The following is a 25820-nucleotide window of genomic DNA, read 5'->3' as shown; positions in this document are numbered from 1 at the left end:
GCCACGCTGTCCTGACGGTCAGAACAGCGGTTCGAATCGGTTGATCAACCAGCGACCGTCCACCTTCGCCAGGCCTACCCGCAGCGCGTTCTGTGACTGCGACGGCGAGGGATTACCTGCGACAGTGGTGATCTGGTCGATGTAGACGATGACCGTCGCCTGGTCCCGCGAGACGGACTCGACCGCCGAGCCGGTCGGTGTGGCCTGCATGGTCACCCGCTTCTCCTTTGCGGTGGGACCGACGACCGTGTCCGCCAACTTCCCGTAGGTGTCGAGAAAGTCACCGGTCAGGCGCGTTTTCGCGGCGGCGAGATCCTGGTCGACGGTCTCCGGTTTATAGGACAGGATCGACGTCGCGCCGTCGGAGGCGGTTTGGGCGACAGTAGTGCGGGCGGAGGCGAGGTCGTGGTCGGCCGGGCGCTGCACGAGCATTTGCAGCGAAACCAGCACTGCGAGAGCCACTATCGCCGGCGCAGCGGCGAACAGCAGCCGGCGGGACCTGCGCTGCCGGTGCTCCACGCGATTCCACAGCGCAAATCCGAGGGTGGCGACGATGACCAGACCACAGCCCGCCTCCGTCCACACCTGTGCACCCAGCACGAGGACGGCGGCGATCGCTGCTGCGGCGACAATGGCCGGGGGCAGTAGATCGACAGCGGCCGAGCCGATTTCGCGGCCGTATCTTCCGAAATTCTGTTTGCTGATCATTGGACGAATACCACCTTCGAAAGCTTGAACTTCCCACCGACCTCGGCGACATCGACCCGCAGCTGGTACTGCTTGGGCTCGGTCTTCACCTGCATGCCACCGGGCGAGGCCTCGGCAGGCGCCGAATTCCCTTGCGGTACTGGCACAGACGATTCACCGGTGGCTACTACCAGCACTGTTACGCTCTGGTCGTCGTTGCGGCGCTCGATACCCGCTGCGATGCCGTGGCCGGTGGTGATCCCACCGGAGGCCTGCATGGTGTCGACGACCGAACGTTTGCGAGCGTCGAACTCGTCGTGCCACTGCCCTGTCGCGTTCGCCAGCACCCGGTCGACGTATCCGTTGGGGTCGGCGGAGTTGGTCGAAATCAGCTGGGCCACCGCGTCCATCGAGAACTGCAGCATCCCCTGGTCGTGGCCGGTGCTGCGGTCGACGGCGTGGTGCTTGTCCATCGACCACGCGCCCACCGCCGCGCCGAGCACGATGATGATCGAGAGAAGCGCGATGCAGAGTCGAGACACCTTGTCCTTGAGTGTCTTCCGCACAACTTCTGCGCTGACTGCCGCGCCCTCCGGGTCATCGGATTCGATTGCGAGCGGTGCTTCGACTTCCGAAACTTCAGTGGCGCTCACAGCGGCTCCATCCGGTCGATCAGCCATTGGCCGTGCGGTTTAACGACGTGCACCCGGACGCTGCTGACCAGGTAGGTCGGATCCGGTTTTGTACTGTTGGTGGTTATCCCGCGCAGCAGAACCAGGACGACCGCAGAATCCTGGGCGGCCGAGACCAGCGACGTTCCGCTGACCTCCCACCGGGCGTCGACGTGCGATTGCCGCGCCTGCGGGATGATGGTGTCGGTCGTCAGCTTGGTATACGAGTTCAGGAAATCGCCGGTGGCATGGGTCTTGGACTGCTGGACATCGGCGTCGACAGTGTCGGCCTTATAGGTCAGTACGCCCGCTGTCAGCGGGCCCACCTGCGCGGCGACACTGCGCCGGACCTCGGCCGTGCGCTGATCGGCCGCCGCGTAATGGAAGTGCCCGACGGCCGCGCATGCCGTCGCTGAAACGGCAAGCAGGGCAAGAACACTCAGTCGCCATACCTGGTGGCACGGATGCTGCACGACGGCCGCGAGCCTGCGTATGCGGTCGAATACCCGCGCGATCACGGCACGACCTCGACCTTCGACAGCTTGTAGCCGCCGCCTGCCCGGACCACATCGATCCGCAACCTCCAGGTCCGCGGATCGTCCTTGGCCCCGGACGCATTCGTCACCTTGGAGACCGCGGTAACCAGAACCGTCGCGCCACCGTCGGCATTGTGCCGCTCGATACCGGCCCCGAGGATCTCACCGACCGACTCGGTCTTGGAATCGTTGATGGCCCCGACAAATTTGTCCTTGGTGCCCTGGAATTCAGTGAGCCACTGCCCGGTTGCGTCCTTGGCGATCCGGTCCGCGCTCCCCGCGGGATCTTTGACGCTCGGCGAGATGAGGTTGACCACCTCCTGCCGCACTGCCCCGAGCAGCGCAAGATCGTGGTCTCCCGCCCTGCCACTGTCACGATGCGCAATCGCGAGCAGCACGGCCGCCACCGACAGCCCCGCGATCGCGAGCGCTGTCAGCGCCGCGGTCACCGTGCGAAAGCGGGGACGACCGAGCGATCGCACCGCCGGGAAACGGATACGCCAGTTGCGAGCATCACCGGAATCCGATGCAGCTTCGTCGTTTTCACCATCGACCGCCGTCGGTTCGAGCTCCTCGACGGCTTCGGACGTCGAGGCGTCGGATCCTGGGGCTTCCGTCTCCGGCATATCGTCGCCGATTGCCGCGGCGCCGACGTCCTCCTCTGCCTGCACATTCGCGGTGTCCGGATGCATTGCGGTTCGGCCGATCATCAGTGACCTCCTGTCAGCAGGGATTGCAGAGTCGGTGTGCCGGTGTGGAATTCGTAGGTAGAGGGGGCTGCCGGCGGCGGGGCAATCGGCACGGGCGGGGCCGCATTGGAATCCCCGATCCACGGGTTGTTGCCCCCCGGGACGTACTGCTGGTCGCTCTTACACAGATCGACCGTCGGTGCGCGTTTGCCCGGGTTGTCCATGCAGGGCAGGTTGCGCGCGCCACGAACCGCATTGGCGTCGTCCTGCGGAATCGCGCAATAGATCGGTGCGGAGGTGCGGACCGGGGCATCGGTGGACGAACCGTCCCTGCGTTCGGATTCGGGCAGGAATCCGGTCGTGCACGGGGGCGGCGCATTGAGGTTCAATTTGAAGTCGAGGAAGTCCCGATTGGTACCGCCGGAATCCGGCACGTTAATAGTCTTCAGGGCACTCACGCTCGCGGGCAGCAGGACCAGCAATTGCTCGATCGACGCGTTGTAGGTGACCGCGACCTGGCCGAGGCTGCTGAGATTGGCGACCAGCAACGGTGCGGTCAGGTGCAATTGCCCGAACAACTCGCTCGCCTTGCGGGCGGCCCCCGGACCGGTCTGGAAGATGTCGCGGACCTGCTGATCGTTGGCCTGCGCCTGTTGCACCGAATTCGCCAGGTGCTGCGTCCATTCCCGGATTGCCGCGCTGCTGACCTGCTGAGAGTCGAGGAATGGCGCGGAATCGTTGATCAGCGTTGTCACCGCGTCCGAGTCGGTGTGCGCCTGGTCGAGTACCCGATCGGTGCCGTTCAACAAGCGCTGCAATGCGTCTCCGGTGCCGCCGAATGCCTTCTGCGTCTCGTCGATCAGCGTGGCCAGCCGGTCCTGCGGAATGGAGGTGAGGCTGGTGTTGAGCGTGTCGATCAGGGGGGCGATGTCCTGCGGCACCGTCGTCCGCTGCACCGGGATCACGTCACCGTTCTTCAAGAACGGCCCGTCCTGCGACGCGGGCACAAAATCCAGGTACAGCTCACCGATGGCGGAACGGCTGTGCACATTCGCCGTGGCGGACAACGGAATTCGCACCGCACTGTCCAGATCGAGGGTGGCCACGGCGCCGTTCACATTCGGCGCCACTCCGGTGACGATGCCGACAGTCTTGCCGCGGTACGTGACATTGGCACTGGTATAGAGCCCGCCACTAGTGGCCAGTTGCACTGTCACCCCATAGCGGCCGACACCCGCCATCGCGGGCAGCCGCATGTAGACCACGCCCATCACGGCCAGCGCGACAACGGTCACGACGGCGAAGATGATCAGCTGAATCCGGACGAATCGCGACAGAATCATTTCCCACCTCGAACAACGACGGAATCGAGACCCGCGGTCAGCGGATTCTTCGTGGACAGAGCAGGTATGCGGTCGACGGTGCGCCCCAGTGCTGTTTCGGCGTTTTCCAGCACACCTTCCAGCGGCGTGCCCTGCAGCAGTCCTCGACCCAGTCGCCCGAGCGTCAAGTCGACTGTGCCGCTCAGGTTTCCAGCGTCACCTTTGAAGAACTTGGGGATATTGGCCAGCGGCCACGGGTAGGTCGGTAATAGCCCCAGCGCCCTGGGGAGATCCGGTCCCGCATTGGCAAGTTCGCGCATGACCGGCTCGATATCGCGCAGATTCTGCTGCACATCCGCACTGCTGGCGGTGACGACGCGATCGGCCGAATCGGCGAACCCGCCGAGCGACTGCACCGTATCGGTGAGTTGCTGCCGCTGCTTCGCCAGGATCGACAGCGCTGGCGGGATGCGATCGAGGGCCCCTGCGAGCACGTCGTTCTGCTGCCCTACGGTCGCGGCCAGTCGGTCGAGTCCCGTTGCGGCGGTGATGATGTCGTCGCTCTGGGCATTGAGGTCCGCACTGAAGGTGTTGGTTTGCGACAACAGGTCGCGCACCTCGGCCTCGTGACCGGACAGACTCGCATTCAGCTGGGTGCTGATCTCCTGGACGCGAGCGAGGCCACCGCCATTGAGCACCGTCGACAGCGAGGCCAGCGTCTGTTCGGTCGTCGGGTAGGAGCCGGCCTGCTCGAGGGGAATCACGCTGCCGTTCTTCAACTCTCCGACCGGAGGGTCGTTCAGCGGCGGGGCCAGCTCGATGTGCAGCGAGCCCAGCAGGCTGGTCTGGCCGATCTTGGCGGTGGCATTCGCAGGCAGGTGCACGTCCCGGTTCAGCGTCACCGTGACCAGCGCATGCCAATCCTTCAGCTGTACGTCGGCGACATTGCCGACCGTCACATCGTTGACGCGAACCCGCGAATTGCGTTGGATGGCCATCACATTCGGCATCTCGATCTGGACCGAGTACGAGCCGGGGCCGCCGCCCTTGGTTCCGGGCAGCGCTAACGAGTTCGGGCCCTGCCAGTCACACCCGGACAGTGCCAGGGCCAGACCGCATGCCATTGCGACACCCGCCACCTGCTTCTTGCCGCGCATCAGTGTCCTCCTCCGGTATTCGCGGGGTTCGGGATTCCCAGCAACCCGGCCAGGCCACGTGCCGCATCCACCGATTCCGTGGTCGGCGGGGTCGGAGCAGTGCCGCGCAGCCACTGCTCGCTGTAGTCGATCTGCTCGGGCCGGACCGATAGACCCGACACGGCGTTGACACCGACGGGCGGGTAGTTCATCTGCAGCAGCCGTAGCACCGGAGCCAGCTGCGAGACACACAGCTTCGCGGCCTCCGCGGCACCCAGCTGACCGGCCGATTGAATTGCACCGCAGATGAATTGCACCGGATTGCTGAATTGGGTGACCGCCAGCGCGCCGGTGAACGAGCCCTGCGCCGGGTTGTAGATGTTGTAGAAGTTCTGAATCGCGGTCGGCGCCACGTGCAGCAACTGCTCGATATTGGGCCGAACATCATTGAGCGACTTGGTGACCGCCGCAAGGTCCGATACCGACTTGGTAGCCCCGTCCTTATTGTCCGCGACGAATTTCTCGAGCCGGCTCGACATCGCGTCGACACCCTGCAGTGCCTGGGCGAGCGCCTGGTCGGTCCCGTCGAGCGCGCCGGACACCGATGCGACGTTCTGGTTCAGCCGGACGATCTCGCTGTCACTGGCCGACAATGCGGTCATGAATGCCTGCAGATTGCGAATCGTGGCGAACAGGTCGTCGCGACCGTCGGACATTGTCGTCATGGCGTTCGACAGCTTCGTGAGCGTGTCATTGATCTGATCGCCCTTGCCGCTCAGCGCATTTGCCGCGGAGTTCACGAAGTCGCCCAGCGCCCCCGCCTTATTGTCCGGTGTGGGGTTGATCGACTCGGCCAACGACTGCAATTGCTTGCGCAGGTCGTCCCATTCGACCGGCACCGCGGTCCGTTCCAGCGGAATCTCGCCGCCGTCGGCCAGTTCCGCTCCCCCGGTATAGGCCGGGGTGAGCTGGATTGCGCGCGCCGAGATCAGGCTCTGCGACAGGATCACCGCCTTCGCCCCGGCGGGCAGCCGGTACTGCGAGTCGTAGTGGAACTTCACCCGCATCCGGTCACCGTGCGGATCGATCGAGTCGATCGTGCCGACGTCTACGCCCAGTATCTTCACCCGGTCTCCGGCGAACAGACCGTTGGTGTTCTCGAAATAAGCGACCGCGTTCTTCGTGGTGGCCCGCTGGTAGAGCTGCCAGCACACACCGGCTGCCACTACCCCGACGATCAGGCAGACGATGGCGAGCCGACCGCGCATCGACCGGATTTTCGGCATGGATCGCAACACGTTCATCCTCCTAATCCAGGAAGCGGGGGTAGGCCCGGCAGCGACGGCAATCCGGGCAGCGCGGGAGCTGGCGACGGTTCCGGCGCGGGCGCTGAAACGGCCGGCGCAGGCTGGGTCAGCGCGCTCGGATCAAGTCCGGCATCCTTGAAGGCCGCGTCGATGAACGGCTGCAGGTACTGTCCCGGCACCAGATTCATGATGTAGGCCTTGAAGAACGGGCCGGAGGCCACCGATTCGCCGAGCGAGGTGATGTATTGGCTGGCCGGCAGCATGGCTTTCGCGAGATCGTCTTTGCGCTGGTTCAGCATGTCGGTGACGCTGTTGAGCTGTTTCAACACCGGCTGCAACTGCTGCTGGTTGTCATCGATGACCGCGGCGATATTCGACGTGACCGAGGACAGGTTGGTCAGCAGCGTCTGGATCGCCTGACGGCGGTCGTTCAGAGCCGAGAACAGCGTATTGCCGTCCACCAGTAGCTTGTTGATCTGATCGCTGCGGCTACCGAGCACCTTCGTCAGTGACTCGGCATTGTGGAACAGGTCCTGCACCATCTTGTCGCGTGAGGCCACCGAATCCGACAAGCGCGCAACACCGCTCAGTGCAGCGCCCAGATTCGGAGCGGTCTGGTCCAGGGTGTGGCTGAGCGTGCCCAGCGCGTCGGTCACCCGCCCCAGGTCGAGGTTGCTTACCGTCGTCGACAGATCGCCGAGGGCATCGGTGAGCAGATACGGCGTTCGGGTGTGTTCGATCGGAATGGGCCGCGACGGTGGCAGCTTCTTATCGCCGTGGTTGGTGACGTCGAGGAACTTCCGGCCCAAGACGGTCAGGGTCTTGATCGAAACCTCGGTATCGACCCCCAGCGCGGGACCGTCGACCCCGAATTTCAGCAGGACCTTATCGCCTTCCAGAGAGATCTTCTCCACTTTTCCGACCTGGACGCCTGAAAGAAACACCTTGTCGCCCAGCACGATTCCGCCGGAATCTCCGAAATACGCTGAGTAGGTGGTGGTCGAGCCGAACCAGGAAGCGATGGTGTCGAAACCAACCGCGACCACTACGAGCACGACGACAACCAGAATGCCGATGAGGCCGGTGCGGGCAGTGTGAGTCTTCTTTATGTTGCTCTTCTGCGGGTTGCTCATCAGGGTGTGCACCTTCCTGCCCTCTGCCCGATGATCGGGATGTAGACCGGATTGCCGTCAGGGCCGTTCACCTTGAGCTGCACGTCGCACAGATAGAAGGTGAAGAAATCGCCGTAGAGGCCCAAGCGGGAGAGACGGTTGTAGGCATCGGGCAGACTGCCCAGCGCCTGGTTGACGTAGTCCTTGTCGTTGTTGATCACGCCGGCGAGCCGTCCGGCCTCGGTGATATCGGACTTGATGGTGGGCCGGGCATTGGTCAGCAGCTCGGCCACCGACCGTGACGCGTTGTTCACGTGCACGAGCGCGTCGCCGATCGGATCCGACTGTGCGGCCAGCCCGCTGATCAGCTGTTGCAATTTGTCGATGCCGTCGTCGAATTGCTGCTTGCGCTGATCCACAGTGCCGAGCACGGTGTTCAGATTGGTGATGACCGAGCCGATGAGCTGATCCCGGTCGGCCAGCGTCGAGGTCAGCTGCCCGGCCTGCTGCAGCAGATCCGATATGGTGCCGCCCTGCCCCTGCAGCACAGCGACCAGCGAATTCGACAGCCGGTTGACCTGATCGGGTTGCAGCGCCTTGAAGAGCGGCCGGAATCCGTTGATCAGCGCATCTAGATCGAGGGCGGGCACGGTGCGACTGCGCGGAATGATGGATTTCAAGGGCTGCGGAGCCGTTGAGCCCGGACTGTCCAGCAGCTCCAGATAGTGTGCGCCGACCAGATTCTCGTAGCGGACCGCCAGCTTGGTCGACTCGGTGAGCGGAACGTCGCGGGTGAGCGCGAATTCGACCACCGCGGTGCTCGTACCGCTCAGATGGACCGACTTCACCTTGCCGACCTCGACGCCGGCGACCCGCACGAACTCCGCGGTCTTCAATCCGGAGGCGTCGGTGAACTCCGCGCGGTATACCCGCTCGGATCCGAATCGCATCTGAGAGAAGACGATGATCACCGCGGTCGTGAAAAACAGCATGGTCACCGTGAATATGGCGAGCTTGATGATGGTTCCGGAAATCTTCATCGGCGCGGACCTCCCAGAATGTTTCCGAACAAGTAGTCCACGAAGTACGGCGAGGCGAGGCGGGGAGCCGTCGCGTCCGTGATGTTCGCTCCGGTATCGGTGACCAGCACCGGTGACGGGTACATGTCCTTCGTGATCATCGGATAGCACCCGGGCGCCCCGCCGGGCCCGCCCGTAGCCGCCACCTTCGGCAGGTTCTCCGGGTATCGATACGGATCCGCACCACCGAGTAAGCCGATATCGAGGTCGAGCGAGTATCCGGTGTTGTCACCGAACGAATGCGACAGCACGTTGTTCGTATCGACGGTCTGATGCAGCAGGCAGGTGAGCTCCGGACTGTATTTCGCCAGCAGCCCCGCAGTCGGGACCAGCAGTCGCATGGAATCGACCAGACCGTGTTCGAGATCGTTGGTCAGGCCGGCGCCCTCATTGCCGAAGGTCACCGCGGCCTGCAGCATCGACACCAGTTCGGATTGCTGCGCGACAACGGAATCCGCGGTCGTCGAGGCGTACGCGAGCATATCGAGCAGCCGTGGTGCGGCATCGGCGTAGACATTGGTGACGGTCGCCGCGTCGTGCAGGTCCCGCTGCAGCTGGGGCATCACCGGATGTAGTTGCGCCAGCGTGGAATCCGTCTTGGTCAGGGTCTCACCGAGCTGCTGTCCGCGACCGCGCATGCCGTCGGCGACGGCGGACAGGGCGGAGTTGAGCTTGGCTGGATCCACGTGCCGCATTACTGCCTCGAGGTTTTCGAAGACAGTGTTCACCTCGGTGGTGACATTCTTCGATCGCACCTGGGATCCGGCCCGCAATCTGGTGTGCGTGGGATCCGCGGAGGTCTGCAGCGCAACGTATTTCGAGCCGAAGGCGGTCGTGGCCTTGATCTCCGCACTGGTGTCGGCCGACAGCAGCGCGAACCGGCCGGCGTCGATGTCGAGATTCAACCGCGCCTGCCCGGCGCCCTGCGCGACATTGCGCACGTGGCCTATCACGACGCCGTTCAGCTTGACCTTGGCGCCCGGTTCCATCACCAGTCCGGCGCGGTCGGCGACCACTGTGAGCGGCACCGTCCGTGTCAGGTCTCCGTGAAAGGACAACGTACAGAACAGGACTGCTGATACCACACCGGCGGTCAGCGCCAGCCCGGCACGCACCAGCGGCGGCTTGTGGTAGTGATTCTTATCCGCACTCATGACTCGCCTATCCCGCCAGATCGAAGTTGCCGGAAATGCCGTAGATGGCCAGTGAGGCGAACAGCACCACCATCACCACTGCGGCCAGTGAGGTGCGTACCGCGCGGCCGACCGCCTCCCCCACTCCGGCCGGGCCACCCGCCGCGTTGTAGCCGTAATAGCAGTGGATCAGCATGACGACACTCGCCATGATCAGCGCCTGCAGGAAGGACCAGGCAAGATCGCTCGGCCGCAGGAAGGTGAAGAAATAGTGGAAGTAAACGCCCGCTGACTGGCCATACACGTTCACCGTGATCACTTGCGCCGCAAGGAAAGACATGATGACCGCGACGGAGTAGATCGGCACGATCGCTACCATGCCCGCCACCACCCGCGTCGACACCAGATACGACATCGATCGAATTCCGGTGACTTCCAGCGCGTCGATCTCCTCGCTGATGCGCATCGCACCCAATTGCGCGGTCGAGCCCGCACCGATGGTGGCCGACAATGCGATCCCGGCGGTGATGGGCGCCATGATCCGGACATTGCAGAATGCCGCGAAGAATCCGGTCAGCGCGTCGACACCGATATTGCCGAGCGAATTGAAGCCCTGGATGGCGGCCAGGGTGCCGCCGGCGAAGGTCATGAAGCCGACGATCACGAGGGTACCGCCGATGACAGCGAGATTGCCTGTGCCCATGCCGATTTCGGCAATCAGGCGAAGCGTCTCCCGCTTGTAGGCGCGCAGCGCATGCGGCGCATAGCGCACGGCTTTCCAGTAGAAGAGTGCCTGATCTCCCAGGGACTCCAGGATTCTGCGTGGGGCAGCGGCAACTGTCGATACCGTGGTCATTTCTACTTTCCCGTTCCGTATTTCACGCCGACGGCGGTGGCGATGACATTCACCGCGAACAGCGCCATGAAGGCATAGACGACCGTTTCGTTCACCGCGTCGCCGACGCTTTTCGCGCCGCCCTTCACCGTCAGTCCGCGGTGACAGGCAACAAGTCCCGCGATAAGTCCGAAGATGCAGCCTTTGGCTTCGGAGATGACGACCTCGGGCGTGCCGGTGACGAAGGTCAGCGACGACACGTAGGCGCCAGGTGTGACGTTCTGGAAGAACACCGAGAACAGGAAACCCCCGACGATGCCGATCGTGATGACAAGTCCGTTCAGCAGCAGCGCGATCAGTGTCGAGGCCAGCACCCGCGGCACCACCAGCCGATGGATCGGATCGATGCCGAGCACCCGCATCGCGTCGATTTCCTCGCGAATAGTGCGAGCTCCGAGATCCGCGCAGATCGCTGTCGCGCCGGCGCCAGCCACCACGAGAACGGTGACCAGTGGCCCGATTTGAGTGACAGCACCCAGAGCGGCACCCGCGCCGGAAAGATCTGCGGCGCCGAATTCCACCAGCAGCACATTCAGCGTGAACACCACCAGCACCGTGAACGGCACCGCGACCATCAGTGTCGGAACCAGCGACACCCGCACGATGAACCACGACTGCAGCACGAATTCTCGCCACTGGAACGGCCGCTTGGCCATCGCCCGGAATGTCGCCGCACACATCTCGAAAAAGGCTCCGATCGCGCGCAGGCCGTTGTCGACCAACTTCGGCGTCCGCGCAGACCCCGACGATTTCGGTATAGCCGGTGGAGATTCCGCGGAAGTTGTCATAGTTCTTCTCCTCTGTGCTGCCCGATAACACTCACGCCATAGAGAACCCACCCAACGTATGGCGCGAATCACGTGGTGCGCGATGTACCCCGGGGGGAAGCGGGTCATCCGATCGGGGGAGATTCCGATTCGCAAATAATCTCCGGTCACCGCACTGACGTCGGATTTTCCGTTGAATACCACGCGGATTCGCGTGCCGGATATCGATCTGCTCCGGCTGCCACGCTCTGAGGGCTCCCACCATCCCCCCATAGGGAGGGGATATCGACTCTCACCGGAGGATGTGGTGAAAGCGGCTGCTCAGCAAGATTGGTTTACGGGTAGCTATCTCTGCGGCGTATCGCCGACCCGAAGAATCCGATCCAGAAAGGGTGTGCCACTATGCCTGATCCGATTTCAGTGATCGCCACCATCGTGATGGCCGCGACGGGCGCGATCGACAACTCCGATCTTCCGAACGACGCCAAGGTGTCGGCACAGGCCGCGGTCGAATCCGGTGGTGAGGCAGCGAAGTCACTGGTAGTCCAGCTGGACAATGCCGTCGCACAGTTCGCGCCGTTGACAGCGCCGAGTGCACCTGCAACGCAACCCGATACAGAAGCTCCGGCAAGCACGCCACCGCAACACGACGAGCATGCCTCATCGCCGCAACCCGCACAGGACACCCGCGCCCCAAAGTCCCACGGCGACGAATACGCGGTCAGCCCAACCCGTTTCGACTCCTTGCCGGTGACCGAGGCGGCCGCGGTACCGGCGGTGAACAGCGGGAACATCGCAGCGTTCGTGCCGTGGTTCCAGAAGGCCGGTGCGCTGTGCTCCGGTATCAAGGCACCGACACTGGCGGCCCTCTATGCCGCCGAGAACGGATTTCATTACGGACCGAACGCTCCGGTATCACCGGCCGGCGCCCTGGGACCGGGACAGTTCATGCCGGGCACCTGGGCGGTCTATGGCAAGGATGTGCACGGCACCGGCGTCGCGGACGTGTTCGACATCGGGGATTCGGTCATGGCCTCCGGGCATCTGCTGTGCGACAGCTACCAGCAGATCGAATCGTGGAAGGCTCAAGGCCTGGTCACCGGCGATACTGTCGATCTGACCATCGCCGCGTATAACGCCGGTGCGGGAGCCGTCCTCCGCTCTGGCGGAATGCCTTCCGGCAGCCCCGATTACGAGAACCAGACCAAACCCTATGTCACCCGCATCCGCGCTACCGAAGGACGCTACGACTGGATCGATGCGGCAGCGGACATGCTTCGACCCGCGACGGCCACCGGCGCTCGCATTGTCGCAAGGGCGGTCGAATACCTTGACACTCCCTATGTTTGGGGTGGCGGCGGCAGCGACGGGCCCAGCGGCGGCGGTTTCGACTGCTCGGGGCTCACTGCCTTCGCGATACACGCGGCGACGGGTGGCGCGGTAACCTTGCCGCGCACCTCGCAGGGCCAATGGCAGATCGGCACCGAGATTCCGTTCTCGGACGCGGCACCGGGCGATCTACTGTTCGGTAACTGGGGTCCCGACGGTCCCGGGCATGTCGCGATCTATCTCGGCGACGGGCGGATGATCCACGCACCCACCCCCGGTGACGTGGTTCGCATCAGCCCCGTCATGACGGGCATGCTCGCCCGGCGCATCAGCTGAACGTTTGGACGTCGCGGCACCACCGGGAAGAATCATCCGGGGGTGCTGCGACATATCAATGAAAGCATTTGGCGGACAGTACTTACGCCATACCACGGTGGGATATCGATAGCTCGGAAGAGGTAATTGCCACTACTCGCCGCGCAACGACCACGCAATGGCCTGAGCTCGGTTGGCCGCACCGAATTTCCGCAAAATATGCTTCACATGCGATTTCACGGTGCCTTCGGTAATGACCAACTGTTCGGCGATGGCGCGATTGGTGGCGCCCGCGACCATCAGTTGAAAGACATCCGACTCACGCTCGGTGAGATCGCCCACGCTCCCATAGGCGGAAGAAACGAGAATCGGTGCGGATTCACGATTTTCGGCATGCCCCAGCCTGGCCATCTCGATTCCCGACTCGCAGAGGTCGTCCATCCGATCGACTGCGACCGCGACGAGATCCCGGACCTGATCACGCTGCCGCCTCAACCTTTCCAGCAGCACCGTGCGCTCGTAGATATGGCTGAAACCATCGGTGAAGGCCCACAGCACATCCCGGTCGCCTTCATCGGTGCGCCTGGTCAGTGGAAAGTGATCGGCGTGCACGAAACCGACGACCGCCTCACCATGCACGATCGGCGCGACGACGTACGAGCTCGACCGCCCGGCATCGACGATAATCGGCCGGTACACCGGCGCGTCGGAGGTGTCGTACACCAGCGATGGGCGGCGCTTGGTCAGCAGCTGTGCCTCGGGGGCACGGGAATCGAGCGGAATGCTCTGGTTGATCCAGTCGACGAACCACGATTCCGATTCCTGCTCAGTCGAGAAGTGCGCCAGCCACGGACGCCATGACTGTCCTTCCACCCGCGACAGAACAGCGCGCTGAAAACCACACCGCACAACAATTTCCTCACATGCGACATCCAGCAGCGCGGTGGTGTCCGGAATAGCACGCAATCGGCTGAGACCGGCAGCGCACTCCGCCAGCCGCTGACTGCGCTGACCCGTGTCGTGAAGGTAGAGATCCATGGCGAGATGCTGAAGCTCCATGATCAACCCGCACAGCCGCTCGGCGGTCTCGGTGTCTGTCCCCCTGACGTTTTGCAGGCGGGCAATGCAGAAATGGATCAAGGTGGCCACGACCTCCGCCGACCGCCAGGGGCCGTCCCACTCCACGCGAGGCAGCGGTGTGGCCGCACCGGCCGTGTCGAACACCGCGTCGCGCAGGATCGTCAGCCGCACAACAAGATCACCCTCGCGTCGCCGCCACCCCTGACGAATGCGGCCCGCAGGGCTACAGGCGGTGATATCGCTCGCCATTGCTATCGCCATGGTTAAACCCGCCGTTCGTTGTTCCTGGCTCGCAGGTAGCGCGTAATGGCACCGGCCCGGTTGGGTGCGCCCATCTTGTGCAGAATGTGTTTGACGTGGGATTTCACAGTGCTCTCGGCTACGGTGAGCCGGTCTGCCACTTGCGCATTGGTCGCCCCGCTGGCCAGCAGCGCCAGCACCTCCCGCTCACGGGCGGTCAGCTGGGCCAGGCCTTCGGGCTGGTCCCGCGCGGCACTCTCGGACCCGGGCAGTATTCCGGTCTCGCACGACCGGACCAGCACGGCGGTGCGAATCGCCGGACCGGGCAACTGAACTGGCAGATCGGCGGGAACGTCCAGGATCTGCTCGGCCGCCCGGAACGCCTCGGACATCCAGTCGTGCTGGCGAATCAGGCGCGATTCGAGCACGGCCCGTTCGTAGATCAAGCCGACACCTTCGGCGAAGGTGCGCAGGCTGTCTCGATCCGCCACACCGAGCGGGCGCTGGGAAAGATGGGTATCGGCATGCAGCAGGCCGATCACCGAACCTCCGGCCATGATCGGCGCAACGACGTATTCCTTGGTGAACGAGGCCTCCATGAGGGGACGGAAGGTCCGCGGCTCCCGCTGTGCATCAGAGACGAGGGCAGGCAACCGTCGCCGCACGATTTCCGCTTCCACCATCGGCGACGCCAATGGGATCTCCAGTTCGGAGATGAATTCGCTCAGTTCACGATTGAAGCCGCTGTCGTTGCCATCGGAGAGAAACAACAGCCGCGGCGCCCACACCGAACCGCGTATGCCTGAGATCATGGCGCGATCGAAGCCGCCTGCGGTACATAGTTCCGCAGGCGCGACGTCGAGCACATCCTCAGCAGTCGTTCTTCTGCGGAGACGCGCCAGCGCCTCGAAGATTCGCCCGGGCGCGTAGCTCGGCTGAGTCAGGGAGTGCTTGCGCAATGTCGACTGCACCGCACTGACATCGGTCAGCAGCTCACACAGGTCCGCGGTATCGGCCGTTCCTGCGTGCACGGCGGCCAGCCGGCGGTTCATACGCTCCAGGGTCGCGTCCAGCAACTGCAGATACGGCCGGTTCGCGCCACCGCCCGCGGCGTGCGCAGCCAGCTCGCTCACCCGCGCGTTGAGCTCCGAGATCCGTGACACCGACTCGGCGAATGTTTGCCCTGGTGCTGCTGTCGATGCCTTCATAGAACCTCACGCTGATGTAAACAATGTGTTTCTAGATTTACTTACGACCACATGATCGGTGATCCACATCACCATGTCAAGCAGGGGCTATGAGCGAACTGTGTAGCTTTCAGTTCATAGCTGCAGGCCGTGGGGGATGTTCACCTAGGGCAAACGACTCACTGTCAGCACCTATGTGACTCGTGATTTACTTTTGTGATGGCATTGCCCGAAACTCTCGCGAACCGACTGACCATCCCCGCTATCGCCGCGCCCATGACGGGCGTGTCCGGGCCCGAGCTGGTTATCGCGGCCTGCCGCAACGGCGTGATCGGATCCTTCCCCACCCACAACGCCGCCACCACCGGCGAACTCGACTCCTGGCTACGCGACATCAACTCAGCCCTCGAGAGTGCTGACCATACGGGGCCGCTCGCACCCGTAGCCCCGAATCTGGTGGTCCACAAGACGAATGACCGGCTCCGCGATGATCTCGACTGCCTCGTCCGGCACGGCGCCGAATTGGTGATCACCAGCGTGGGATCGCCGAAACCAGTGATCGCCCCGCTACATGACATCGGCTGCCGGGTCTTCGCGGACGTATCGAGCATGGCGCACGTGCGGCGCGCACTCGACGCCGGCGTCGACGGTCTGGTGCTGCTCTCCGCAGGCGCCGGCGGACAGACCGGGTGGGCCAACCCGCTGGCGTTCGTACGGACGGTCCGGCCACACTTCGACGGGCCGATTGTGCTGGCAGGTGGCATCTGTGACGGCATCTCCATGCTCGCCGCCCAGGTTCTCGGGGCCGATCTGGTGTATCTCGGCACCAAGTTCATCGCGACCGACGAGAGCATGGCAGACGACGCCTATCAGACCGCGCTGATCGAATCGACGATCGACGACGTGAAACTGTCCACCAGAGTCGGCGGCATTCCGGCCAGCCTGCTCGCCAGTTGGCTGGCGCTCGACGGCGCGTCCGCAGTCGGCACGGCGAGTTCGGACGGATTCCGACAGGACCGATTGCTGAGCAATCGCACCGCCTGGAGCGCGGGACACAGCGTCGCCGGCGTCGATGCCATCACCTCGGTCGCCGAAGTGATCGATGCGATCGCCCAGCAGTACGAGCGCGCACAGGAGCAGATGTTCGGGCAACTCGCCACTTCTCGCTCGCGCCGACGAGCCGCCGGTACCGAACCAAATCCGCAGATAGTTACTCGTTGATCACTTGATCTGAGCGGACATGAGAGCCCACCGGCGAGGAAGCATGTTCTATTGCAACTTCTCAGGTCTTCCATCGGCGGTTTGCGTGAGTTAGTGTATGGCCATTCACTAACTCGGCCGGTGGACTGAACCCGCGGGGAGTGATCGCGACATTCGAATCGAAAGGCGTACGGATGCCCGTACTCAAGTCCGAGGTCGACACCGCATCGTCGACATATCTGGAGAATCAACGCGTGCAGTCGGCTGCTGTGGCCGCCCTGGACAGGCAGTTGACGCAAGCCGCGGCGGGCGGTGGGGAGCGGTACGCCCAGCGCCACCACGATCGCGGCAAGAAGCTGGCCCGGGAGCGAATCGAGCTACTCATCGATCGTGACGCCCCACTCCTGGAGCTGTCGGCGCTGGCCGCCTGGGGCACCGAGTTCAATGTCGGGGCCGCTATCGTCACCGGCGTCGGTGTGGTTTCGGGTATCGAGTGCATGATCATCGCGCACGATCCCACCGTGCGCGGCGGCACGATGAACCCGTATACGCTGCGAAAGAACTTGCGCGCGTTGGAGATTGCCCGCATCAATCGGCTGCCGGTGGTCTATCTCGTCGAATCCGGCGGCGCCGACCTGCCGACCCAGGCCGAACTGTTCGTGCCTGCGGGCCGGATCTTCCACGAGCTGACCGAGATGTCATCGATGGGCATACCCACCATCGCGCTGGTATTCGGCAACTCGACCGCCGGCGGGGCCTATGTGCCGGGTATGTGCGACTACGCGGTGCTGGTCGACAATGCGGCGAAGGTCTTCCTCGGTGGCCCGCCGCTGGTGAAGATGGCCACCGGCGAGGACGCCGACGACGAGGCGCTCGGCGGTGCGGACATGCATTCGCGGGTATCGGGTCTGGCCGACTACTTCGCGGTCGACGAGACCGATGCGATCCGCATCGGCCGGGATATCGTCGCTCACCTCAACTGGCGCAAGCTCGGCCCGGGGCCCACCGTCCCGGCTGACGAACCACTGTTCGATACCGACGAATTGCTCGGCATCGCTTCCGGCGATTCGCGCATTCCGTTCGACCCGCGTGAGGTCATTGCCCGCATCGCGGACGGTTCGCGCTTCTCCGAGTACAAGCCGCGGTGGGGCACCAGCATAACGACCGGCTGGGCCTCGATCCACGGCTTCCCGGTCGGAATCCTCGCCAATACTCGCGGCGTGCTGTTCAGCGACGAGGCCAAGAAGGCAACGGAATTCATCCTGCTGGCGAATCAGTCGGACACTCCGTTGATCTTCCTGCACAACGTCACCGGATTCATGGTCGGCACCGAATACGAGCAGGGCGGGATCATCAAGGACGGGGCGAAGATGATCAATGCCGTCACCAATAGCGACGTCCCGCACATCAGCATCAATATGGGCGGTTCGTTCGGCGCGGGAAACTACGGAATGTCCGGCCGCGCATACGATCCCCGCTTCATGTTCACCTGGGCCAATGCCAAGTTGGCCGTGATGGGCGCGCAGCAGTTGGCCGGCGTGATGTCTATTGTCGGCAAGGCAGCCGCAGCCGCCTCGGGACGCGAGTTCGATACCGAAGCCGATGTGCAGCGCACCGCCTCCATCGAACGGCAGATCGAGGCCGAGTCGCATCCATTCTTCATTTCGGCGCGCCTCTACGACGACGGTGTGATCGATCCGCGCGACACCCGTTCGGTACTCGGCATGTCGCTGTCCGCTGCCCATTCCGCCAAGGTCGCCGGCCGTCGCGGCTTCGGCGTCTTCAGGATGTGAGTCCCTCGATGATCACCAAACTCCTCATCGCCAACCGCGGCGAGATCGCGTCGCGGATCATCCGCACCGCGCGGCAGATGGACATCGCCACGGTGGCGCTGTACTCGGACGCCGATCGCAACGCACCGTACGTCCTACAGGCGGACGAGTCCGTCCATCTGCCCGGCACCGCGCCCGCCGACACCTACCTGCGGGCTGATCTCGTCCTCGGCGCGGCCCTGCGCACCAGCGCGGACGCGGTCCATCCCGGATACGGATTCCTCTCGGAGAACGAACAATTCGCACGGGAGTGCGCCCGGGCGGGGATAGTCTTCGTCGGCCCGAGCCCGGAGGCGATTGCCGCGATGGGCTCGAAGATCGAAGCGAAACGGATGATGGCCGCCGCCGGAGTACCGGTGTTGCCGGGCGTGACGGTGGCGAACGAGTCGGACATCGACGCCGATCGCCTGGGTAAGGCAGCGGAGAAAATCGGATTTCCGATTCTCGTGAAGGCGGCATTCGGCGGGGGCGGGCGCGGCATGCGCATCGTGTCCGAGCAGGTCGAACTGATCGAAGCGGTGCGCAGCGCGCAGCGGGAGGCAGCCTCCGCGTTCGGTGACGGCACTGTGTTCCTGGAGAAGTTCGTGCAATCGCCGCGGCACATCGAGGTCCAAATCTTCGGTGACCGCTACGGGACAGTCGTTCACCTCGGTGAGCGCGAATGCTCCATTCAGCGGCGGTATCAGAAGATCATCGAGGAGTCGCCGTCGACTGCCGTCGATGACGCACTGCGCGACGAACTCGGTCGCGCTGCGGTCGCGGCCGGAAAAGCGCTGTCCTACGAGGGCGCCGGTACGGTGGAATTCGTTATGGCGCAGGATGGTTCGTTCTACTTCCTAGAGGTCAACACGCGGCTGCAGGTGGAACATCCGGTCACCGAGCTCGTCACCGGAATCGATCTGGTACGCGGCCAGCTACTTGTCGCCTCGGGCGCCCCGCTCCCGGAGGAAATGCTGGATGTGTCGCCGCGAGGCCATGCGGTAGAGGTGCGCCTCTACGCTGAAGACGTTGCGGCAGGCTTCATTCCGGTCTCGGGCACGCTGACGACCCTGGAGTTCCCTGAGCTGGAAGGCGTCCGTGTCGATGCCGGATTCGGATCCGGCTCACTGGTGAGCACCTACTACGATCCGATGCTTGCCAAGGTGATCGGCTTCGGCGCCGACCGCGATGCTGCCTGCGACCTGGTGTCCCGAGCGTTGCAGGAGACCCGCATACACGGTGTAACCACGAACCGCGACCTGCTCATCGGCATCCTGCGGGAGCCTGAGTTTCGCTCCGGCGCAATCGATACCGGCTACCTCGAGCGCCACGATCCGGCAGCACTCATGGTGCGCCGCGGGGACACCGCAGCGACGGTGCCGACACACGCGCTCGCCGCCGCGCTGGCCGCCCAAGCCGATCGGCGCGGTCGTTCTACGATCCTGCCGGGTCTGCCGTCCGGCTTCCGAACACTGCACAGTGCCCCCCAAACAGTGTCGTTCCTGCATGGCGACGAGCAGATCGATGTCGAATATCGCTTCGATCGGGCCGTCCTCACCGCCCGGGCCGGTACGTGGCAGCCTCACTCCGTCGAGCTGAACGAGGCGACCGGCGAACTTGTCGATGCCGTCATCGACGGTGTCCGGCGGCGGTATCGGATCACCCGCGCTGGGGCGCTGTACTTCGTCGACAGCGCCCTCGGCTCGACCGAACTGCGCGAAACCGAGCGCTTCTCGGACCCCACCGATCTGCAGGAGGCTGGGTCACTGCTGGCGCCCATGCCAGGAACCGTGGTGCGCATCGAAGTCTCCGAGGGCCAATCCGTTTCGGCCGGTGCGGCGGTAGTCGTCCTGGAGGCCATGAAGATGGAGCACACAATCCGCACCCCCGCCGCGGGCGTGGTCATCAAGATCCCCGTCTCGGTGGCGACACAGGTCGACTCCGGCCAGGTGCTGGCGATCGTTCAGGACGGGGACGCCTCGTGAATGACGCAGTGCTGTACGAGGTTCGCGACAATATCGCCTGGCTGACCATCAACCGTCCCACCGCGCGCAACAGCCTCAACAAGGCGGTCCGCGAAGGTCTCTTCGCAGGAGTGCGGAGGTTCAACGAGGACGACCGAGCGGCGGTGCTCGTGCTGACCGGTGCAGGCAACAAGGCGTTCTGCGCCGGCGGCGATCTCAAGGAGATGGCTGCCGAGCAGCTGGCGATTCCGCCGATCGATTTCGTGCCGCAGTTCGGACGCAATATCGAGGTGTCGAAACCTACGATCGCGGCGGTCAATGGCGCAGCCATGGCCGGTGGCTTCCTGCTCGCCCAGACCTGCGACCTCTGCATCGCCTCGACGACCGCGACCTTCGCCATTTCGGAGGTGAAGGTAGGGCGTGGATCACCCTGGGCCGCACCACTTCCGCTGATGATTCCCCGCCGAGTGGCGATGGAGATCGTACTCACCGGCGCTCCGATGACCGCCGCGCGCGCCCACGAGATCGGGTTCGTCAACCAGTTGGCCGAACCCACCGAGTTGCACGCGCGTGCACAGGCGCTGGCCCAGCAGGTCGCGGCGAACGCGCCGCTGTCGGTACTGGCGGGCAAGCGGACCATGGCACTCACCGCGGAACTTCCGCTGGGCGAGGCCTACGAACACGCCGAGAAGATCTGGGCGCCAGTGTATTCGAGCGAAGACGCGCAGGAGGGCATGCTGTCCTTCGCCGAGCGGCGCGCACCGAAATGGCAGGGAAAGTAATGGCACTCGACTACCCCGCGCTGCTGCACGATCTCGAGGTTGAGACCGACTTGCTGATCGACCTGCTGTTCTCTTCGTCCGAAGAGGTGTGGGAGACACCGACACCCGCTGCCGGATGGTCGATCCGGGACCAGGTGTCGCATCTGGCCTATTTCGATGATTTCGCCCATCTGGCACTGACCGATACCGAGCAGTTCCGAATCGATGCTGATCGACTGACGGCACGTGGTCCGAATTTCCCCGACCATGTGGCCGCGGCTCATCGGCACCTCGCTCCGGTCGAGTTGATGAACTGGTTCTCCGAATCCCGCACAAAGCTGCTGGCTGCCTTCACTGCCGACGATCCGCGCCGACGGCTGCCCTGGTTCGGCCCGGATATGAGCGTGGCCTCGTCGGTCACCGCACGACTGATGGAGACCTGGGCCCACGGCCAAGACGTCTACGACGCCCTGGGCCTCGGTCATCCACTGACCCCGGCATTGCGCAGCATCGCCCACCTCGGAGTGAGCACCTTCGCATTCGCCTATCGGCTCAACGATCTGGTGGTCCCCACCGAGCCCGTGCGCGTCGAGCTGGATGCGCCGGATGCCGACGAACAGTGGACCTGGGGGCCCGAGGACGCGGCCCACCGGGTAGCCGGGCCTGCGGAGGATTTCGTGCTGGTGGTCACCCAGCGCCGCAATGTGGCCGACACCGAGTTGGCCGTCACGGGCGACGTCGCCTCCTCGTGGATGGCCATCGCGCAGGCCTTCGCCGGTGCGCCCGGCCGTGGGCGAAACAGCCGAACCGTCTCTCGTTGAAGGGGATCGACCGATGACAGACACAACGACTCCGCGTCGGCCGGTGCGTATCGGCAATGCCTCGGCCTTCTACGGCGACCGGCTCGGGTCCTTGAAGGCAATGGTGGAGGGTGGACCGGTGGACGTGGTGACCGGCGACTACCTCGCCGAGTTGACCATGCTGATCCTCTGGAAGGCCAAGCAGAAGGATCCTGAAACCGGTTATGCGCGAACATTTCTCACGCAGTTCGCACAGGTCGCCCGGACCTGCGCCGAGCGCGGTATCAAGATCGTCGTCAATGCCGGCGGACTCGAGCCCGCCGGTCTTGCCGATCAGGTCCGCGCCATCGCCCACGCGGCCGAGGTGGAGCTGTCGGTCGCGCACATCGAGGGCGACGACCTCGTGCAACGGCTACCGCAATTGCAAGCCGCAGGCAACTGGTTCCGTCACCTCGACACGGGTGTGACTCTCAAAGACTCCGGCGCCCAGCCGATTTCGGCAAATGCGTACATGGGCGGCTGGGGCATCGCCGCCGCACTGACCCGTGGTGCCGATGTGGTGATCACACCCCGCGTGACCGACGCGGCCCTCGTACTGGGCGTCGGCGCCTGGTGGCACGGCTGGGAGCGCACCGACTTCGATGCCCTCGCCGGGGCGGTGGCCGTGGGCCACATCATCGAATGCGGGCCTCAGGCAACCGGCGGAAACTACTCCCAGATCCACGAGGTCACCGACCGCCGGTACCCCGGTTCACCGATTGCCGAACTCGCCCATGACGGCAGCTTCGTCATTACCAAGCATGACGGCACCGGCGGACTGGTGTCTCCCGGAACGGTCACCGCACAGCTGCTCTATGAGGTCGACTCTCCGGTGTATCTGAATCCCGATGTCGTCGCCCATTTCGACACGCTGCAGCTGACTCAGGAGGGCGTCGACCGGGTCCGCGTGACCGGCGCCACGGGGTCTCCCCCACCCCCGAACCTCAAAGTGGCGATGAACTACATCGGCGGCTATCGGAACACCATGACGCTCGTGCTGACCGGACTCGATATCGAGGAGAAGGCACGGTGGGCAACCGATCAGCTGTTCGAAATACTCGGCGGGCGTGCGTCTTTCGATGATGTGGACGTGCAATTGCTGCGCTACGACCGGACCGCGCCGGCCCGTTTGAGCGAGGCGAGCGCCCACCTGCGGATCACCGTCAAGGACCGCGACAGAAAGAAGGTAGACCGAGCCTTCTCGAACGCGGTACAGGAGCTGGCGGTCGCAGGTTACGCGGGCTTTCACACGACGACCCCGCCGTCGTCCGCATCCGAGTTCGGCGTGTACTGGCCGACCGTCATTCCAGCCACGGTCATCGAACAGGTGGTCGTGTACGAGGATGGCTCCCGCGAAACGATCGCGGACTGTCCGTGGACCGACGACCGTTACTTCGGCGTGATTCCGAGCGTGGAACCAACCTCTTCCAACGATGATTTCGGTCCGACTACGCGGCGGCCTCTGGGAGCGGTGGTGGCAGCGCGGTCGGGCGACAAGGGCGGCAAAGCGAACGTCGGTGTCTGGACCGATACCGAGGAACGCTGGGATTGGCTGCGGAAGCACCTGACGAGTGAGAAGTTCACCGAATTGGTCTCCGACGCAGCAGGACTCGAAGTTCGCCGATACGAGTTCCCGAACCTGCGCGCGTTGAATTTCGTCGTCGTCGGGTTCTTGGGCGAGGGTGTGGCGTCGTGCACTCGGACCGATCCGCAGGCAAAAGGACTCGGCGAGTTCCTGCGCGCCACTTACACCGACATACCAGACAAGCTCACAGGGGCGTTCTGATGGACTTCACCGAATCGGCCGAACAGCAAGAACTCCGGAGAGCGGTCGGCGCGATCTCCGACAAGTACGGACCGGCCTATTACGCCGAGCGTGCAGTTGCGCACGAGCCGACCAGCGAACTCTGGCAAGACCTGGCCGATCACGGCTTCATCGGGATCAACCTGCCCGAGCAGTACGGTGGTGGGGGCGCCGGCATGAGCGAACTGGCGATCGTCTGCGAGGAATCCGCTGCGCACGGATGCCCGCAATTGCTGCTTCTGGTCTCCAGCGCGATCTCGGGTGAACTGCTGACAAAGTACGGCACCGAGCAGCAACGCCAGGAATGGTTGCCGCGCATGGCAACCGGCACCAAGGTGGTCTTCGCCATCACCGAACCGGATGCCGGATCCAACAGTCACCGGATATCAACCACCGCGGCCCGCACGGGCAGCGACTACGTACTGAATGGGACCAAGTACTACATCTCCGGCGTCGACGAAGCCGCCGCTTTGATCGTAGTGGCTCGGACCGGACGTGATGAATCCACTGGGGCGGCACAGATGTCGCTGTTCGTGGTACCGGCCGATGCACCCGGTCTCATCAAACATCCACTGCCCGTGGGTATCAGCCTCCCCGAGAAACAGTTCACTCTCCACTTCGACAATGTGCGACTGCCGGCCGACAGCCTCCTCGGCGTCGAGGGCGAGGGCTTCCGGCAGGTATTCGACGGCCTCAATCCCGAACGGATCACCGGTGCGGCGGTATGCGTCGGCATCGGTCGCTTCGCCATCGATCGCGGCGCTGCCTACGCACGAACCCGATCGGTGTGGGGATCGGCAATCGGCGGGTACCAAGGGATCTCGCATCCGCTGGCCAAGGCCAAAATCGAAGTCGAGCTCGCAGCGATGATGACGGCAAAGGCCGCATGGTTGTACGAGAACGGAATGCCGGCCGGTGAAGCGGCCAATATGGCGAAGTATGCGGCGGCGGAAGCGGCCGTGGCCGCCGCTGATCAGACCATTCAGATCCACGGTGGCAACGGGCTCAGCGCCGAATACGGGCTTCTCCCGCAATGGGGACTGGCGCGACTTCTCCGGATTGCCCCGGTGAGCCGCGAGATGATCCTCAATTACGTCGCGCAGCACAGCCTTCGGCTTCCGAAGTCCTACTGATGGAGGCGAAGATGACCGAAACCGCCGCCGACCATCCGGATGCGTATCCACCGAGCGCTGACTTCGCCGCCTCCGCCAACGCCGACGCCTCTCTCTACGAACGAGCCGCCGCGGATCGCGAGGGATTCTGGGCCGAGCAGGCGCAAAGGCTGCACTGGGAACAGCCGTGGACCCGCGTCCTGGACTGGGACAACGCGCCCTTCGCCCGCTGGTTCACAGGCGGCAAGCTGAACGTCGCCTACAACTGCGTCGACCGGCACGTGCTCGACGGATACGGCGACCAGGTCGCCATCCACTGGGAGGGCGAACCCGGCGATTCCCGCAATATCACGTATCGGGAGCTGCTTTCCGAAACAAGCCGTGCCGCAAACTATTTCACCGCTCTGGGCCTTCGGGCGGGCGATCGGGTGGCCATCTACCTGCCCATGGTGCCCGAGGCCATCGTATCCATGCTGGCCTGCGCACGTTTGGGGCTGACGCATTCGGTGGTGTTCGCGGGCTTCTCGCCGGGTGCCTTGCGGCAGAGGGTGGATGACGCGTCGGCACGCCTGGTCATCACCACCGACGGGCAGTGGCGGCGCGGGAAACCTGCACCACTCAAGGACGCGGTGGATGCCGCCCTCGCAGACGGCGATTCGAGCGTCGAGCATGTTCTAGTGGTCAACCGCACCGGGCTGAATGTGTCGTGGACCGCATGCCGGGATCTGTGGTGGCACGAGACCGTCGCGCACGCCTCACCCGAGCACGAGGCCCAGGCCTTCGATGCCGAGCACCCGCTGTTCATCCTCTACACCTCCGGCACCACCGGCAAACCCAAGGGCAT

The 25820-nt window shown here is 64.1% G+C and carries 23 protein-coding genes; 9 read left to right on the top strand and 14 right to left on the bottom strand.

Annotated features, from left to right (window positions below; all coding sequences use genetic code 11):
* Positions 1 to 18: 18 nt before the first annotated feature.
* Genes JWN03_RS39465 through JWN03_RS39410 form a run of 12 tightly spaced genes read right to left on the bottom strand, consistent with a single transcriptional unit; the run spans position 19 to position 11325 of the window.
* Positions 19 to 708, bottom strand: coding sequence for a hypothetical protein (locus JWN03_RS39465; protein ID WP_297626600.1), 690 nt, complete (start codon positions 706 to 708; stop codon positions 19 to 21).
* Positions 705 to 1340 carry a hypothetical protein gene (locus JWN03_RS39460; protein WP_297626599.1) on the bottom strand — a complete coding sequence of 212 codons (636 nt, stop codon included), beginning with the start codon at positions 1338 to 1340 and terminating at the stop codon, positions 705 to 707. Before JWN03_RS39460 ends, JWN03_RS39465 begins: the two co-directional genes overlap by 4 nt.
* Positions 1337 to 1876, bottom strand: coding sequence for a hypothetical protein (locus JWN03_RS39455; protein ID WP_297626598.1), 540 nt, complete (start codon positions 1874 to 1876; stop codon positions 1337 to 1339). Before JWN03_RS39455 ends, JWN03_RS39460 begins: the two co-directional genes overlap by 4 nt.
* Positions 1873 to 2604, bottom strand: coding sequence for a hypothetical protein (locus tag JWN03_RS39450; RefSeq protein ID WP_297626596.1), 732 nt, complete (start codon positions 2602 to 2604; stop codon positions 1873 to 1875). The genes JWN03_RS39455 and JWN03_RS39450 overlap by 4 nt, the downstream gene beginning before the upstream one ends.
* Positions 2604 to 3926, bottom strand: a complete 1323-nt coding sequence (locus JWN03_RS39445; RefSeq protein WP_297626595.1) for an MCE family protein — start codon at positions 3924 to 3926, stop codon at positions 2604 to 2606. The genes JWN03_RS39450 and JWN03_RS39445 overlap by 1 nt, the downstream gene beginning before the upstream one ends.
* Complete coding sequence (locus JWN03_RS39440; protein WP_297626594.1) at positions 3923 to 5062, bottom strand: MCE family protein; 1140 nt, start codon at positions 5060 to 5062, stop codon at positions 3923 to 3925. Before JWN03_RS39440 ends, JWN03_RS39445 begins: the two co-directional genes overlap by 4 nt.
* Entirely contained in the window at positions 5062 to 6309 is a 1248-nt protein-coding gene (locus JWN03_RS39435) for an MCE family protein (RefSeq protein WP_297626592.1), read from the bottom strand. The genes JWN03_RS39440 and JWN03_RS39435 overlap by 1 nt, the downstream gene beginning before the upstream one ends.
* Before the next feature lie 32 nt (positions 6310 to 6341).
* Positions 6342 to 7481, bottom strand: a complete 1140-nt coding sequence (locus JWN03_RS39430; protein WP_297626591.1) for an MCE family protein — start codon at positions 7479 to 7481, stop codon at positions 6342 to 6344.
* Positions 7481 to 8500: an MCE family protein gene (locus JWN03_RS39425; RefSeq protein WP_297626590.1), complete on the bottom strand. Its 1020-nt coding sequence runs from the start codon at positions 8498 to 8500 to the stop codon at positions 7481 to 7483. The genes JWN03_RS39430 and JWN03_RS39425 overlap by 1 nt, the downstream gene beginning before the upstream one ends.
* Complete coding sequence (locus JWN03_RS39420; RefSeq protein ID WP_297626588.1) at positions 8497 to 9693, bottom strand: MCE family protein; 1197 nt, start codon at positions 9691 to 9693, stop codon at positions 8497 to 8499. The genes JWN03_RS39425 and JWN03_RS39420 overlap by 4 nt, the downstream gene beginning before the upstream one ends.
* A 7-nt stretch (positions 9694 to 9700) precedes the next feature.
* A complete protein-coding gene (locus tag JWN03_RS39415; RefSeq protein WP_297626587.1) occupies positions 9701 to 10528 on the bottom strand; it encodes an MlaE family ABC transporter permease in 828 nt (275 codons plus the stop codon).
* 2 nt (positions 10529 to 10530) lie between these two features.
* Positions 10531 to 11325, bottom strand: coding sequence for an MlaE family ABC transporter permease (locus JWN03_RS39410; protein WP_441343145.1), 795 nt, complete (start codon positions 11323 to 11325; stop codon positions 10531 to 10533).
* A gap of 411 nt (positions 11326 to 11736) precedes the next feature.
* Between JWN03_RS39410 and JWN03_RS39405 the strand changes: the two genes are divergently transcribed.
* Positions 11737 to 12999 (top strand): C40 family peptidase, encoded by a 1263-nt coding sequence (locus tag JWN03_RS39405; protein WP_297626585.1) that lies wholly within the window; start codon positions 11737 to 11739, stop codon positions 12997 to 12999.
* Positions 13000 to 13131: 132 nt separating this feature from the next.
* Here JWN03_RS39405 and JWN03_RS39400 read toward each other — a convergent pair whose 3' ends face one another.
* Positions 13132 to 14319: a helix-turn-helix transcriptional regulator gene (locus tag JWN03_RS39400; RefSeq protein ID WP_297626582.1), complete on the bottom strand. Its 1188-nt coding sequence runs from the start codon at positions 14317 to 14319 to the stop codon at positions 13132 to 13134.
* A 2-nt stretch (positions 14320 to 14321) separates the two neighbouring features.
* A complete protein-coding gene (locus tag JWN03_RS39395) occupies positions 14322 to 15431 on the bottom strand; it encodes a LuxR C-terminal-related transcriptional regulator (RefSeq protein ID WP_297626581.1) in 1110 nt (369 codons plus the stop codon).
* 273 nt (positions 15432 to 15704) lie between these two features.
* Between JWN03_RS39395 and JWN03_RS39390 the strand changes: the two genes are divergently transcribed.
* The 8 genes from JWN03_RS39390 to JWN03_RS39355 form a co-directional block, all read left to right on the top strand.
* Complete coding sequence (locus JWN03_RS39390) at positions 15705 to 16706, top strand: NAD(P)H-dependent flavin oxidoreductase (RefSeq protein WP_297626579.1); 1002 nt, start codon at positions 15705 to 15707, stop codon at positions 16704 to 16706.
* A 173-nt stretch (positions 16707 to 16879) separates the two neighbouring features.
* Complete coding sequence (locus tag JWN03_RS39385; RefSeq protein ID WP_297626577.1) at positions 16880 to 18478, top strand: acyl-CoA carboxylase subunit beta; 1599 nt, start codon at positions 16880 to 16882, stop codon at positions 18476 to 18478.
* An 8-nt stretch (positions 18479 to 18486) separates the two neighbouring features.
* A complete protein-coding gene (locus JWN03_RS39380; protein ID WP_297626574.1) occupies positions 18487 to 20481 on the top strand; it encodes an acetyl/propionyl/methylcrotonyl-CoA carboxylase subunit alpha in 1995 nt (664 codons plus the stop codon).
* Positions 20478 to 21242, top strand: coding sequence for an enoyl-CoA hydratase-related protein (locus tag JWN03_RS39375; protein ID WP_297626571.1), 765 nt, complete (start codon positions 20478 to 20480; stop codon positions 21240 to 21242). The genes JWN03_RS39380 and JWN03_RS39375 overlap by 4 nt, the downstream gene beginning before the upstream one ends.
* Complete coding sequence (locus JWN03_RS39370; RefSeq protein ID WP_297626567.1) at positions 21242 to 22042, top strand: TIGR03084 family metal-binding protein; 801 nt, start codon at positions 21242 to 21244, stop codon at positions 22040 to 22042. Before JWN03_RS39375 ends, JWN03_RS39370 begins: the two co-directional genes overlap by 1 nt.
* 13 nt (positions 22043 to 22055) lie before the next feature.
* The gene (locus tag JWN03_RS39365) at positions 22056 to 23846 is read left to right on the top strand and encodes an acyclic terpene utilization AtuA family protein (protein WP_297626564.1); all 1791 of its coding nucleotides are present in this window, start codon (positions 22056 to 22058) and stop codon (positions 23844 to 23846) included.
* On the top strand, positions 23846 to 24997 hold the full coding sequence (locus tag JWN03_RS39360) for an acyl-CoA dehydrogenase family protein (protein WP_297626562.1): 1152 nt from the start codon (positions 23846 to 23848) through the stop codon (positions 24995 to 24997). Before JWN03_RS39365 ends, JWN03_RS39360 begins: the two co-directional genes overlap by 1 nt.
* Positions 24998 to 25008: 11 nt before the next feature.
* A partial coding sequence (locus JWN03_RS39355; protein WP_297626559.1) for an AMP-binding protein occupies positions 25009 to 25820 on the top strand: 812 nt, incomplete at its 3' end.

Source organism: Nocardia sp. (genome assembly GCF_025465275.1).
Taxonomy (GTDB): domain Bacteria; phylum Actinomycetota; class Actinomycetes; order Mycobacteriales; family Mycobacteriaceae; genus Nocardia.
This window is presented reverse-complemented; position numbering and strand designations above follow the sequence as displayed.

What these genes read in the sequence shown, in the direction of transcription:
- JWN03_RS39450 (WP_297626596.1), bottom strand. Translation starts at nt 2,604, where the DNA reads ATGATCGGCCGAACCGCAATGCATCCGGACACCGCGAATGTGCAGGCA.
- JWN03_RS39415 (WP_297626587.1), bottom strand. Translation starts at nt 10,528, where the DNA reads ATGACCACGGTATCGACAGTTGCCGCTGCCCCACGCAGAATCCTGGAG.
- JWN03_RS39425 (WP_297626590.1), bottom strand. Translation starts at nt 8,500, where the DNA reads ATGAAGATTTCCGGAACCATCATCAAGCTCGCCATATTCACGGTGACC.
- JWN03_RS39365 (WP_297626564.1), top strand. Translation starts at nt 22,056, where the DNA reads ATGACAGACACAACGACTCCGCGTCGGCCGGTGCGTATCGGCAATGCC.
- JWN03_RS39405 (WP_297626585.1), top strand. Translation starts at nt 11,737, where the DNA reads ATGCCTGATCCGATTTCAGTGATCGCCACCATCGTGATGGCCGCGACG.
- JWN03_RS39435 (WP_297626592.1), bottom strand. Translation starts at nt 6,309, where the DNA reads ATGCGCGGTCGGCTCGCCATCGTCTGCCTGATCGTCGGGGTAGTGGCA.
- JWN03_RS39465 (WP_297626600.1), bottom strand. Translation starts at nt 708, where the DNA reads ATGATCAGCAAACAGAATTTCGGAAGATACGGCCGCGAAATCGGCTCG.
- JWN03_RS39420 (WP_297626588.1), bottom strand. Translation starts at nt 9,693, where the DNA reads ATGAGTGCGGATAAGAATCACTACCACAAGCCGCCGCTGGTGCGTGCC.
- JWN03_RS39430 (WP_297626591.1), bottom strand. Translation starts at nt 7,481, where the DNA reads ATGAGCAACCCGCAGAAGAGCAACATAAAGAAGACTCACACTGCCCGC.
- JWN03_RS39390 (WP_297626579.1), top strand. Translation starts at nt 15,705, where the DNA reads ATGGCATTGCCCGAAACTCTCGCGAACCGACTGACCATCCCCGCTATC.
- JWN03_RS39445 (WP_297626595.1), bottom strand. Translation starts at nt 3,926, where the DNA reads ATGATTCTGTCGCGATTCGTCCGGATTCAGCTGATCATCTTCGCCGTC.
- JWN03_RS39360 (WP_297626562.1), top strand. Translation starts at nt 23,846, where the DNA reads ATGGACTTCACCGAATCGGCCGAACAGCAAGAACTCCGGAGAGCGGTC.
- JWN03_RS39380 (WP_297626574.1), top strand. Translation starts at nt 18,487, where the DNA reads ATGATCACCAAACTCCTCATCGCCAACCGCGGCGAGATCGCGTCGCGG.
- JWN03_RS39440 (WP_297626594.1), bottom strand. Translation starts at nt 5,062, where the DNA reads ATGCGCGGCAAGAAGCAGGTGGCGGGTGTCGCAATGGCATGCGGTCTG.
- JWN03_RS39370 (WP_297626567.1), top strand. Translation starts at nt 21,242, where the DNA reads ATGGCACTCGACTACCCCGCGCTGCTGCACGATCTCGAGGTTGAGACC.
- JWN03_RS39400 (WP_297626582.1), bottom strand. Translation starts at nt 14,319, where the DNA reads ATGGCGATAGCAATGGCGAGCGATATCACCGCCTGTAGCCCTGCGGGC.
- JWN03_RS39385 (WP_297626577.1), top strand. Translation starts at nt 16,880, where the DNA reads ATGCCCGTACTCAAGTCCGAGGTCGACACCGCATCGTCGACATATCTG.